The organism is Lutispora sp. (assembly GCF_041687175.1).
Lineage (GTDB): Bacteria > Bacillota > Clostridia > Lutisporales > Lutisporaceae > Lutispora.
In genome coordinates this window covers 1-14,407 of record NZ_JAWLCK010000076.1, presented here as the reverse complement: position 1 = coordinate 14,407, position 14,407 = coordinate 1, and the positions used below count along the sequence as shown (strand labels likewise).

At 40.2% G+C, this 14,407-nt stretch carries 6 protein-coding genes; 2 read left to right on the top strand and 4 right to left on the bottom strand.

Going from position 1 to position 14,407, the window contains the following annotated elements; all coding sequences use genetic code 11:
- From ACESM9_RS10775 to ACESM9_RS10760, 4 genes are all read right to left on the bottom strand, one after another.
- On the bottom strand, positions 1-1,451 hold a 1,451-nt coding region (locus ACESM9_RS10775; protein WP_372998160.1), incomplete at its 3' end, for an S-layer homology domain-containing protein.
- 247 nt (positions 1,452-1,698) lie between these two features.
- Positions 1,699-4,677, bottom strand: a complete 2,979-nt coding sequence (locus ACESM9_RS10770; protein ID WP_372998157.1) for an S-layer homology domain-containing protein — start codon at positions 4,675-4,677, stop codon at positions 1,699-1,701.
- A 502-nt stretch (positions 4,678-5,179) separates the two neighbouring features.
- Positions 5,180-5,545 (bottom strand): GxxExxY protein, encoded by a 366-nt coding sequence (locus ACESM9_RS10765; protein WP_372998154.1) that lies wholly within the window; start codon positions 5,543-5,545, stop codon positions 5,180-5,182.
- 32 nt (positions 5,546-5,577) lie between these two features.
- Entirely contained in the window at positions 5,578-11,835 is a 6,258-nt protein-coding gene (locus tag ACESM9_RS10760; protein WP_372998151.1) for an IPT/TIG domain-containing protein, read from the bottom strand.
- A gap of 619 nt (positions 11,836-12,454) precedes the next feature.
- On the opposite strand from ACESM9_RS10760, the gene ACESM9_RS10755 reads away from it, so the two are divergent.
- Positions 12,455-13,441: an SGNH/GDSL hydrolase family protein gene (locus tag ACESM9_RS10755; RefSeq protein ID WP_372998148.1), complete on the top strand. Its 987-nt coding sequence runs from the start codon at positions 12,455-12,457 to the stop codon at positions 13,439-13,441.
- Positions 13,442-13,454: 13 nt separating this feature from the next.
- Positions 13,455-14,407, top strand: a 953-nt coding sequence (locus ACESM9_RS10750) for an MBOAT family O-acyltransferase (protein WP_372998145.1), incomplete at its 3' end; no start/stop codon positions are given.

Here is a 14,407-nt window from a genome sequence, read left to right as displayed (position 1 = left end):
TAATTAAAGTTTACAACACGTTCGCGGTAGTCGGTTTTGATTTCTTTTTGCAGGTAGGTTATAAAGCGGTTTATCAGGTTGGCGGCTTCGCCGCGAGATAATGGAACATTAGGTTTAATAGCATTATCTTCAGCGTCGATTATATCCAAATCTTCTGCAACATATATGGATTTTCTTGCCCAGTCGGGTATTTGAGCTTCATCGGCAAAGGTTCTTCCCAGATTGAATGTGGTTATGTCCTCCAGTCCCAGAGCTCGTATGAGTATGGTGACTGCCTGGGCTTTGGTGAGGTTTTCATCGGGGCCGAAGGTGTTGTAGCCTGTGCCATTCATCAGATCCAGTTCTGTTACTCTTTTAATATAGGGGTAGTATGGGTGATTGGGGTCCACATCGGAGAATATTATGTCCTCCTGGACTTCCTTTCTGGATCTGGGTCTTTGTACTTCTGTCTCTACCTCCAGACCACAGGCTTTTACTATGGCTTTTGCAAATTCTGCCCTGTTGATCGGGATTCTAGGGTTGAAGTATTTGCTTTCCCCATCCATTACTCCAAGGCTGAAAAGCCTGTTTATGTCTTTTTCTGCCCAGTAGCCTCGGATATCCTGATACTGAGGTATGGGAAGGGAAGTAAGCTTGGGCATGGTGGTGAGCTTGAAGCTTCCTTCGCCGGTTTTCCTCCTGGTGGTCTTGCTGTTTACCGTTATAGGCATATCATATTTATATACTACTGTATTTTCTTCTTTTTCGCTAATCATATAGCTTTCTTTAAAGCTTATCTGATTAGGCAGGCTTTGTTGTGATATTATTTCCTTCTCCCTGATATTTGTTACGCCGTATTCCACAGTGCCGTTATTTACTTGTATATTGCCTGATGTTCCTATTGCATTTTGGTATGTGATGACATGTCTTATCATGGCTGTCTCTACAGTACTCCATGTATTATCGTATTTATAGTTCTCGCCGTATATGTCAACTATTACTTTGTTTTCTCCTTCGGAATAGGTCTTCCTGCCGTTCCAGGTTCCGCTGGTGTACTTGATGATGCTTTTGTCCTGAGTTATGGAAGTCTTGTTCAGTATCTGTTCTTCCAGCACATAGGTTTTATCACCTATGGTGATTCTTTCGGATACTTTGGCTTTGGGGTCCAGAGTAAGGCCTGTACTGATTTGTTTCAGGTCAGGGTCTGTGGCTTCATCCACCAGGTATACCACTTTTCTCGTGAGGGTGGCTCCGTTAGGACCTGTGAGGTTATAGTCATAGGTGTATTTTACCTGGTCTCCTCTGCCTGATTGTTTGATTTCCAGTCGTCCGGTAAATTCCACAGGGACACCTGACAGGAATATTATTTCTTTGTATTGGGTTTCGTTGCTCACTCCTGGTTCGAATATGTCGGCATAGGAGATGGTGGAGATGAGCAATAGGATTATTAAGATTATGATTAATCGTTTCATAGAAAATCTCCTTTCGGGTATGCCTTTAGGGTCTATTTTTTGAAACCACTAAAGACACTAAAGGGCACTGGTTATTGTATTTGATTCGTGCTGCGTTGCCTTGGGTATTTCTATACTGTCTTGACTCGTGACTCGTGTGTTAGGGTTAGGCTCTGGGGTCTAATACAAGGAATTCCTATAGGGTAGCGGAACGGTTATGAACCGTTCACTACAATATTTTCCCTATTTGCCCATTTGCCTATTGGCCTTATTCCACAAATATTAGTATGCCGTTGTTTTGGTCGGTGATGGCATATATTTTGTCACCTATATCCAAGTCGCTGAGGGTTACTACTTGTTCATTCCTGATTATTATGGCCTTCTGGGTATTGATGACGGTGTTGGATGTTGTTGGCTGCCATTGTCCATAGAATCTGCTGTATTCCTTTACATCGGTGAGTGTCAGTTGGGTATATGTTTCGTTGAATCTGACCACTTCGCCAGTAATCAAGTTTTCTTTGAAAGTTACTTCTTCCTTGCCCAGGTTTGGATCCCTCTTGTATATATTGATGGCTGTAGCTTCTCCGTCTTCATTTATCACAGCATAAGCCAGCATATGCTTAGACTTTTGTTTACATTCCTCATAGTGAGGTCCTTTTTCGTCATACATATATGGGTAATGTGCAGTATATTTATCGGGATCATAGGTTCTTTTAGGTTTTCCTTTGCTGTCTAATTCCCAGAATCTGCTTTCCAAAAAGGTATCTCTGGTTATATATGTTCTTTTCAGCACATTGTCCAAAATTTTACTGTCTTTGCTGAGATAGAAGTAGCTTTCATCGTCATAATGGTAATCCCATTCATTATTAATTAGGTTTGCATAGCTTTCAAGTGAGAAGTTGTCTTCTCCCATATCGTGGATATAGCCTCTCACCACATTTCTATAGTCAAAGCCGTTGCCGTTTTCCATGGATACCAAAGCTGCATAGTTGGTACCGCCAGGCATTCTGTTCTTTATTACAAAGGCTTCGTCATTGTAGGTGAGGTCAGATGTATCGAGGAGTCTCCTATCCTTGATTATTATTGTTCCTTCATCAAAGCTGAGCTTCTGGCCATCTGCCAGTTTTATGGAGTTGTCTGTCCATTGGGTATTGAAGGTTCCACTGAAGGCTGAGTCTTCACTGACACTTTTCAGTGTCATTTTTGCTATGGTTTCTTCGCCGAAATCTTTTACAGTGACGATATAGGCTTCTACATTTCTTTGCTTATCCAAATCCTCTATAGTCAGTCTTCTACCTTCTTTATATATTTCTGCATCCCTCTTTATAGGGAAGGTCTTTTCATCATCTAATTCCATCCAATCAGGATATTTGTAGCTTTGCACCTTTGACAGGGCAATTCTATTCTGGGTTGGGAGAGTGTTGAGTATTCTTGCCTTGTATATTTTTTCCACTCTTTGCCTTTTTGACATGAGCTGGATGTCATCGGCTCTGTCAGTGCTAGTTTCGTTGGCTTTTATCTTCACCAGGTCTCCTGTCTTTATGTTGTAGAGCTTTATGGGATAGCCAAGGTAAGTGATGGATGTAAAGCTGTCGGTTTTAAATGTTATGGGATTTTGCCTGTCGTTTATTTCTGTCACCTTTATGGTATTGTCTCCTACATCCCTTACCCTCAGCACAGCCTGGTATTCTTTGCTCACTTCTTCTCCTGGCATAGTGAAGGCTTTTATGGCTTTAATGGTTCTGCCAGATACTTCAAAGGTGGCATCCTGTTCGTTTTGCAGGCTGTCCAGGTCCTCATAATAGTCGTTTACGGTAACTATTACCCTGTCATCCAGGCCATAGGTACGGAGGTTTCCGTCATAGTCCTCCAGCTTAATAATTCTTCCTGTCCTGTCTATATATTTGATGATTCCATCTATGTATTCTGTGTCTGCGTAGTAATCTACATTTTCTTGTATGTCCAGCCTGGTTATAAGGCTGCCTTTGTAAAGGGCTTTCACGCTTTGGCCTGGGATAAGACTGGTGTCCTTGGCTGGTTTTCCAAGGGCAGTTATTATGGTGTTGATGCCGATTTTTAATTCTGTAACGTTCTTCTGGCTGTCCTCGATCCTTAGATTGCCTTCCTTATCGGAATAGCTGAGGGTTCCCTGAAGGAATTTGTATTCGTCTAAGGAACCATAGACTATTTGATTATCTCTCATTGCATATTCCAAGGTGTCTCCCTGTCTAAGGATTTGATGGTCGTATACCCTATTGTTCTTTATAACAGGTAGTGCCTGATTTCCTTGTATTTTTATATCAAAGCCAGTGCCGTCGAAGTTTTCCATGATGAGGGTCAGGTCTGGATTAGCAGCTACAAGCTGATTGGGATAATTAGTCTCTATATCCAGAATTCTTGCAACACCTTTTTGTATGCCTGTTATATCAGGATATTTGTCAATCATATTGCCCATTATTGCTGCAGCTTGTCCTCTTGTGACGCCTGCTGTAGGGGCATATTTGTCCTTTGTGGCTGAGGGTAATATTTCTTTCTGGAGAAGGGCTTCCACAGCGCTTAGCCTGTTGGCTTTAATGTTATTGTAATCGCTGTATTTATAGACATAGCTTATGTCCTTTGAGGGGATCTCCTCCAGCTTCAGAGCTCTGACAATCCATTGGGCAAGATCCTGACGGCTTATGGCTTTTTTCATGTTTTTGTTTTGATCCAATATGGCTTTTGTTTTTGCTTCTCTAAGCTCATCTCTTTTCTTTAAGCTCATCCATTGTTTCTTGGCGGCTTCCAGCACTTCTTCTTCTATAGCATCCTGCTGAGCCTTGGTGAGAGCTTCCATTTCCCTCAGGTCTGCTGCTGTGAGGATGCCTTGGGCTATAGCTTCTTCTATATAGCCCTCAGCCCATTTATCTGCAACATATATGGTTTCAGTTCCCTCCGTTGCCAGATTGGCTGCTTTCTGCAGTGCTTGTTCTTCAAATCCCAGGAGTCTTATTAGATAGGCAGCAGCCTCCTGATAGGTGATGTTGTCATTAGGTCTGAATCTTGTTCTCGTACTGCCCTGGATTATGTTGAACATCCTGAGCTTCAGTATGTCAGCTGCCTGAGGGCTGCCGGCAATGTCGGTGAAGCCGCCTTGATCTACAGCTGCCTTGCCGTAGGCAGGCACTGTATATGCTGGGCCTTGAGCAAATATGGTGGTGAATAGCAGCGAGAGTATGAGCATTATGGATATTTGTAGTTTTTGTTTCATAAGGACCATTCCTTTCAGGTATTCCTTTAGGGTCTTTTTTTGAGAACACTAAAAGACACTAAAGCTTACACTAAAATACACTAGAGGGTTCTTTATTTTATTTATTGTTACATTTATTACTATTGTTACTTATTTGGATTATTTTGCTTGTGCATTCCTTTAGGGGTTTTTTGGAACCACTAAAGGACACTAAAGGATTCACTAAAATACACTAAAGGGTTCTTTATTTTATTTATTGTTACATTTATTACTATTGTTACTTATTTGGATTATTTTGCTTGTGCATTCCTTTAGGGGTTTTTTGGAACCACTAAAGGACACTAAAGGATTCACTAAAATACACTAAAGGGTTCTTTTATTAATTCGTTGTTTCTTTGGTTCTTATTGATATTCATTCGGATTATTCTGTTTAGGTATCCCTTTAGGCTCACTTTTTAAAACCACTAAAAGACACCAAAACTTGCACTAAACTACACTAAAAGATTATTAAAATTCACTAAAGCTAGTTTACTATTCTTTTTATTTGAATCTTGGATGTTCCAAAGTTAATGATAAATCCTAGCTTTTTTCTTGTTGCTTTTAGGTAGTTTAATAATTGAGCAAAGTGTTTCTTATCTAGTGCTTCTATTGCTTTTATTTCAAGTATTATTTCTTTGTTTACTATTATATCTGCTATATAGTTACCTACTATATCTTCTTTGTAGTAAACCTCTAGAGGCACTTGCTGTTCGCATTTTATATTTCTGCTTTCTAATTCCTTCACCAATGCATTCTCATAAACTTTCTCTAAATATCCGCTTCCTAGTATCCTGTGAACTTCATATGCAGAATTAACAATTATTTTGCTAATTTCCTCGTAGATATACATAAGATACCTCCGTGTTGTGGGTTATGCAGTAGCTAGTAGCTTATTATCACGTATTGTCCGGGTTGGGTGAGGGTTGTGTTTATGAGTCTTTCGCCGGATTTTTTGGTGAAGTTTACCTTTTCCAGTTTATTGGACGGTATATTATAGTAGTAAAGTTCCAGGTTTTGTGCATCCTTGTATTTGGCGTCCAGGATTATTGTGGCTTCCACGGGTTCCTGGAATTGCCTCATATCAGTTGTTTTATTGGCCACTTGGAGTTTGAAGTCTATGCCTATTAGTTTTACCGGCTTGGTTCTTCTATTTAAGAGCATGACGATGTTATCGTATCTCTTTCCATTGGGGGTAGATAGCTCTATTATGGCTGCTGCATCGTTGTAGTCTGTTTTTATGCTCATTATTTCTGTTGTTGCCAGTGCTTCTGTATGGAATTTGATGGATACATCTTTGTCCCATATAGTATAGTTTTTGCTGTAGTTTTGAATAAGTTTTACTGGTATTTTTATCTGTCTTGAGGCTTCTGGCTCTATGTTTTTGGTTCTCAGTTCTATTTGATAGTATTGGGAGCCTTCCTTTAAGCTTTTTTCACCTATGTTGTATATAAACGTATCCTTGGTGCTTTCTGTCCAGTCGGTTCTGGCACTGGGATTGATGTATTCGTCATTGAATTTGGCTTCAGAGCGTATTGTTTCTGGGGTCTGTACTATACCGGTCTGAGCATATTCCTGGGATATTCCAAAATCGTTTACCGAGTGTATTCTAAATCTATACCATGTTTCTGGTATGAGGCCTCTTATATAGTATATATGGTTTTCTCCTTCTGTTCTTTGTGGTTCTACAGTCATGACATAGTTAAAGTTACTAAGTTCCTTAGAGTTTTTCTTTTCTCCTAAGGAGGCATATATCTGATATATTTCCGCGCTGCCTCTCCATTCCAGTTTCACCGTATCCCCGTCCACCGGTGTGGCTTTTGCTTGGGTAGGTCTATCAGGCAAGGGACGGATTACTGTTATTCTATATTCATTTGAGACTCCTCCATCAGGATTTATAACTACTATACTGTTTTCACCTTCTGGCATGGTTGGAGTTGTCACATATATCAATGTGCCATCTTCTACTTTGACTGCAGTGGCTTGTGTGCCGCCAACTACATAGACTTCCTCATCATTTATGTCCATTCCTGGGATGCCTGTCTCTCCTGAGGTCAGTTCATCTTTAGTTTTTATGACTCCTCCAAATATGACTCTGGCACCTTGCTGGAATTCAATACCTTTTAGTATTATGTTTTCTCCACCGGTCATTTTGAAGCTGTCCCGATTATATGAGCTTCCATCTTCAGCCAGTATTTCTTGTATTTCAGGAGAGCTTATGATGGTTAGTGCATCTTTCTTTTCATGGGAGCCATAGTCTGCATTCTGAACCATGACAGATACTCTGCCGGGTAACAGTCCTAAAGGTACTTTCACTCTGATTCTTTCGGTACCTTGAAGTTCTATTACCTCTGCCTCAATACCGCCTATGAATACTTTCAGTCCAGGCCTAAAGTCGCTTCCTATTATTGTTACTATATTTTGGCCTCTGCTGGATGTTTTGTCCGGTATTACACTTTCAACAAAGGGGCCGCTGAGCCCTTTTTGATATACTACAAAGTATGGCGCTATCATTTTATAGTAGTCATTAGGTTCTCTGGTGCTGGTTATGCCTCCATCCATATTGTCTACAGTAATAGGTTTTTTCAGCCCAATCTGGTTTTCGTCAGCTGGAGGTATCACAACCAAAAGCCTATCCCCGTTGGTACTTCTATCTAATATCTGAAGCTCCTTATCATCTAAGTAAACTTTGGCTGTTCTCTTGAAATTGCTTCCTCTTATGGTAAGTAAAATGCCTCCGTTTGTTCCTACATAGGTATAATATTCCTGATCATATTTTTCATCAGGAGTTCCATCATAGTCCTCTATGAGCCCGCTGAATTTTTTCAACACTTTGTTTATAGGTTCTATTGAAGCTATGACAGGATAGTCATAAGGGTTCATGTATTCAAACATAGCGGAAGCTCTTCCCTTGTCAGGGTTTATAAGTTCTATGGGTACATTAGGACCTATGGTATGATAGGTAGGTGTAGTGACAAAAACCTGGCTTGAGTCCACATATCGTACATAGTCTGAATAGCCGGTATCAATCAAAAACCTTCCATCTTCCACTTCTACCCTGACAAGACCTGTGCCTTGAAACACTTCTCCATCGTTGGTTTTCATAATGTTTAGGGGTATATATTTTACTGTATCGTCGTATCCGTTTATGACAGCTCTGTATATTTTATCATCCACGGTTTTTATCATGGAAACCTTTGTATTATCACCGTTTGCATCATATTCTAAGGTCATCCGGTTTTCTTCAAATCTCACTGTAGTTCTCTTGTTGTCTATTCTTCCTGAGTTGTACATATCCCTTGGTATATTTCTGTTTGTAAGGCTTCCGATTCTGACTGCCATCATTTGCTTTGTGTCAAATAGAGATAGTCCATTATCATCCACCTGACCGTTGTATATGTCCATAGAAGTAACAGCAAAGCTGCTTCCTAACAGTTCTATGCTGTCTCCTCCCTGCATTTTACCCACTCTTGGAAATACCCTCGTTATCCTGGGATTAGATGCTTCATAGGTATAGGTAAGCTTGTTGGATGTTCCTGCATCGTTATTTACCACATAGACATCCACATTTCCTGCATTTGCCTCTGGGGTTATAACCTTTAGATAACCTCTGGAGAATTCCACTATTTTTGCCAAGTTATCGCCAAAGAATACTTTGGGCAATATAGGTGAATCTAAATATTTATCAAATACAGGGTGATCGAAATCTGTTTGTATTAGCCAATCTGTCAGATTTGCTTCACTATCCCATTTCCCGTTACCATTTATGTCTCTGAAGGGTTCATTATCTTCTCTCATTCCATTTCTGTTTCTATCTTCATAGGGTTCGAAGAATCTAAAGTCGGTACCGGTGATTTCCACCACTGCACCACCGGCAGCGGTTCCTCTTGCAGGTACTATTTTTATAAGTTGAGGGTGGCTGGTAGGTACTATATAGGTGAATCCTTTTTCCATGCTGGCACTTCCTCCATCAGGATTCACTACTACCACCGGCACTGCATATCTGTTGGTACCCTTTTCTCTAAACAAATCTCCGGGATAAGGAGGTACCCTTTTTACAGTTATGGTTTTGCCATTGGGGCTCACTTCTATATCAGCAGTCGGCACCTGAACCCCATTTATATATACCTTTGCCTTATCTATGCCTATGTCCATGAAGTCCTTTCCTATTATATCTATGGCATATCCCCCTTCGGTAGTGCCTTCGTTGGGTACTATGCTCTCAATTTCAGGCCTGCTTTGGGGATGGGAGAAGTAGTAGAATCCATTGGTTCCTGTTTTGCTGTCCCTTTTGGTGTCTGGATTCAGTACCGTCACATCATAATAACCGTCGGCAGGAAGAGCCGGTACTGTAAAGTATATGGTGTTCTTGTCCACTACCTTTACCCTGTTGCCTATTATATTCCCATCAGCATCAGTCTTGTATGGTGTCACCATAGTCAATTTAAGTATTGGGTCTTCTCCTTCTTTTATTGTAATACCTGTTTTGTCGGAAGAAAAATCGTATATGGAACCATCTTTTTTATCTGCTTTTATTTCTCCAGCGTCTATAATCAATGTATAGGTATTGTGTACCCCATCGCTCAGGATTATATTTCCTGAGCCGTCGATGTTTATAGTATAGTAGCTGCCGTTTTCGTCAACAAAAATGACAGAATGATAGTAGGGCTTGACTTCAAAGCTGGTCAGGTCGCCTTCAGTTTTCAGGCTTACTACTGGTTCTTCATCCGGGTCTTCATAATCTATTAATTGTATCCTCTTATTGCTGTCCAGATTATAATCATTTATATCAATATTTCCCAAGAGTATCCTGGTACCTATAAGCCTGTGTTTTAATTCTGTCTTGTCTGTTGGATCTGGAGGTATAAAGTTTTCACCTTTGACCACAACCAGTGTTCCGGTGTTACCGGATTTGGGCGCAAAATCTGTTATCTTGGGATTGGTATAGGTCATTACATAATTGAAATGCCATGTGGCAGAGCCTCCTTCTGGATTCATCACAAGTATCTGGGTTGTTCCCTCTCTGCCAGGAGGTGCTGTAAATGTAATGCCTCTTCCATCTTCATCCCTTCTTATGTTTGTTATTTCTTTTCCATCTAAGAAGAGCCTAACACCTTCCATAAAGTTGTTGCCGATGATTCTAACTTCCACTCCGCCTTCAACGGCTACAGTGTCAGGATTTACCCCTGTGATGATAGGCTCTTTGTTCTCATCAACTGTAACAAATTCCACCGCATCGTATTTGGTACCGGCTAAACCTGGCTCCATAGAATTCCTGATAGGGTTTATAACCCTGACATAGGTCTTTCCGATATTGCTTACAGTACTGTTAGTAGGAAGATAAAACAGTATTTTTGTACCTATCTCGTTGCCTGCAGAACCGTCCAGTTCAAGGCCTAATGAGTTTAGTACTTTCATTTCCAAACCTTCAACATAATCTGGATCTCCTACATTAGGATTCAGTCTTAATTCAGGTCCCAGTTCAACTATGGGGTATCTCACTACATCATTGCCAGAAGGGTCTGTAAATTTATGAATCATGAAGTTTTGACCGTATATGGCTATCATTATTTTTTTATCATTAGTACTGTATTTCCCATCGTCTATCTCTTTCACTTGTATTTTTTCCGGTGCTATACTCTCAACTACTGGTTCTAACTTGCTGGGTATATAGGTATAGCCGTTGGGAAGCACAGCTCTATCGATAATGGTCTGCACTGTATTGCCACTTGAGTCTAGAATCACCGTTTCCATTTCTATTACCACATCTTTTGTGGGACTGACATCTGCATCAGTGATTTGGGCTGTCCTGATATTTATGGTGTCCAAATCTCTTGTAAAAGTAACATCAGGATTTCCATCAGATTTTTTAAGAAAGGTAGCCTTGTCTCCGATGATGATTCTGATGGTCCTTTTGGCATTGTATCCTCCCTGGCCGTTATAAGACCCATATACATAATCCACTACCAGTTCTCTATTGCTGTCACTAAATGAGTATATTTTCTCGTCAGTAGCTGGTACAAATTCGGGTATGTTTAATGTGCCTATAAACTGGGCTGATATAGTAGCTTTTGAGCCAGTATCAGGACCTGTTCTAGGATTTATGCTTATTACTCTCGATTTGATGTTGGCACTTATTACAGTAAACTTCTCTGCTAATATTTTTTCCATGGTGACTTCCTTCATAGGATCTCTTCCGGGAGATACAGCATTGGTAAATACAACGTAGTACTCTCCCACTTCTATGTCGGGAACTTCTACCGTCAATATATCTTTTTCGTTGACATTCTGTTGGAAGGTTTTATTTTTTCCTTTGTTTATTTCCGTATATGGATCGGTACCATCGGTTTGCCTTAGGAAAAATACATCATAGGAGTCTAAGGTACCTGCAGGGGCTTCAAAGTAGACCTTATCCCCTTTTTGGCCTCTATTGGGATACATTTTGAGGTCTTGGATCTCAATATCTTTGTATAGCCTGAATTGGTCTTTGTATGTATATATGATTTTTACGGATATATCAACACTAGGGTTAGTTTCGTTAAAATATTTGTCATTGATTACTGTTGATTTTTCAAATACTATGTTCTGGAGTCCTAAAGCACCAGTAGGATTTGGAACAGTAAGCTGATTGTCATTGGTTGTAGTTGCTGTAATGGGTGTGTAGGCTCCATCGTGTTCATAGCCTGCTTTTATGGTAGTTCCATCTATATTTTTGAGTTTTGTTCCTTGTATTATTAAATTCTCTTTTCCTTCTTTGACTCTGCGATTTACACCGGTCAACGTAGGCATTTCTTCTTCATTAAGCTCTATAGAGAATCCTTCTATCAGCACCGAGTTTCCCAGTTGATCGCTGTCTATATCAAATTGGAGTATACCTTCAGTATTTACAGTTCTTCTGGTAAGACGATTGTATCCAGTGCTGGTTATTATGCCTACTTCTGCATCTTTAAGGTAATTTCCAGTTATAAGGAGTCTTCGCTGCTCTATATTTCTATTGGAGTCATATATTTTATATATGGTTACACCGTCTATTTTAAAATTGTCAGGATCAAAGGCATGTACTTGCCAAGCTCCTATAGGCAATAAATTAAATATCATTATAAAGGCCAATAGTATGGCGGCTTTTCTTTTGATTTTTTGCATGAAGTTCACTCCTTTTTCTTATCAGTCTCTGGTCGCTAGTCTCTGGTCTCTGGTGTTAGGGTATTCCTTTGGGGTCTTTTTTGAGGAACACGGATTTCCACGGTGGGGTTTTTGAAACCACTAAAAACACTAAAGGGCACTGAATTTTATAGTTACTGGTGTGCTCTGTTGGTTCTTAATTGGTTTTTGCTAAGTTATCCGTTCTTCCTTTTAGTTTGCTTTTGGAGTATTTGGTGCGCGGCACGGGGCACGAGGCTGACTAAGTAGGAATACCCCATAGCATCATAATTCTGAGCTCATAGTTCATAGCTCATTTATATATATTTCGGCATATTTATCCAAAATTCTTAGTGGTAATATTTTCATTATATCATAGTAGTGGAGTATTTAAATAGGCTGGTTTTCTTATGTTTAAAAGATTTGAATGCTTATAAATAGATTCTTTATTATATTGATACCAATATTTTGATATGATAATATACTAGATGAATTTATATTTCTGAGTTCTGAGCTCTTAGCTCTGAGTTCTATTTATCGGAGGTAAATGATGAAGCGTTTTAGTCTAGTGTATAAGATAATATTAATATATATTGTTGCAAACTTATTGATCTTTGTGCCGATGAATAGGTACATATATAATAATGTAGAGAAATTTTATACCATTTTTCGGGACAATCAAAGGCTGTTCAAGTATGACAGGATGCCGGATTTGTCCATGAAGGGCCATTGGATAAACAAGTATTACAAGGATAACCACAGAAACATCATTATGGTGGGAGACTCCACCGTCGAGGATTTTTATGTAAAGTATGAGGATTCCATAGGATTTCTCCTTGATAGAAAGCTCTTTGGTGAGGATGACAGGCCTAATATTTTCAACTTCGGCAGCAGCGGCACCAAGACAGTCTACGTGATGGAAAGGATAAAAAAGGCAGCAGAGTATAAGCCGGATCTTATCATATGGCAGATGGGTGCCGGCAGTTTTACAGAGCTCCATTGGATTTTACCTCCTACCCCGGAAAGCTATGACCTAAGCTTAGGAGGAGGATTGGCGGGAGCTTATAAAAATGTGTTTAAAATGAACAATGAGAATGCTTTTTTCATATCAAGAGAGCTGAGGGGGAATCTGGTGCCTCTCCACAGGTACAAGGAGTTTTATGAAGAGTTGGCCAAGGGTATCAAGGCCAAAGCTACAGGAACTCCTCTTCCCTATCCCAATGACAGGCATATGAAAGTGCAGATAGGTGATGTGAAGATTACGGAAAAGTTTTATGGCATACCCTTTGATGCATCTACCAGATATTTTGAGGCGGTAGGTGAGATATGCAAGTATGTAGCTGACAAAGGGGTTCCCATGATGATATATTTGGCTCCCATAAACCAGAACATTTTGGCTCAAAAGTACGAGGAAGGCTACTATGAGAAGATGGTGGCTGCCATCAAAGCCCAGGCAGATCCCTATGGGGTGCCTCTTTTAAACTTGAATGATGCGGTACCAGATGAGCTTTTCATAGATGGGGGACATTTGAAGGAAGAAGGAGACAGTATAGTGGCAGATAGATTATATGATTTTGTAGTGAAAGAATTCCCGGAACTTAGGGAATAGTCAGGAGGACGCAGTGAAGGAAAGCATTAAACTGATAATCAGATTTTTACCTATACATTCAATAGCACTATTTACATTGACAGGCCTGCTGCTTTACCACTTAGCCCGCAAACGGGACAAGGGGGACGGTTCTTTTTGTCCCGCAAAGGCAGTTGTGTTGATATTTTGGGGCTTTGCCTTTGCCTCTTTGTATGGTCATCCTACCTTTGCTCTGCTTACACTTGGCCTAGCGGTGATTATTTATGGCATATCCAAGGCATTGATGAGAGTAAAGAATAAAGGGCTGAAAAAGCTGCTTTTGTATATTGGTATGGCAGTATCTCTAGGAACTTTGGCATTGTTTAAATACCCCATGTTGAAAAATGAATTGCCTTTGATGCTGCAGGTGAAGGCCTTGGGTATTTCCTATTTCACCTTTAAGTTTCTTCATGTTGTCATAGATACATATAGGGGAAGGTTGAAGGAGTTAGATGCATTGACCTTCGGCGCCTTCATATTTTTCTTTCCCACCTTCTCTGCCGGGCCAATTGACAGATACGGCAGGTTCAGCAAGGAGCTGAAAAGTAATCAGGAGCTTAGCAAAGAGTATGTGGATGAGGGTGTAACTCGAGTCATCACCGGCCTTTTTAAGAAGTTTATCATTGCAGATAAGACAGGGAGTCTTATCACTGCATTGGCACCGGATATACTTGCTGCTTCAAGACCTGTGCTTTGGATGGTGATGTTTCTGTATTCCATCAGGGTTTATTATGATTTTTCCGGGTATTCGGATATTGCCATAGGCTTGGGAAGACTTTTTGGCTTTAAGGTGCCGGAGAATTTCAACAGACCTTATCTTAAGCCTAATCTGGTGCTTTTCTGGCAGAATTGGCATATGACATTGACTTCATGGTTGAGAGAATATTTATTTATGCCCCTTGGGAAGCTATTGATGAAAACTGTAGGAACCAATCATCCCTGGCTCAT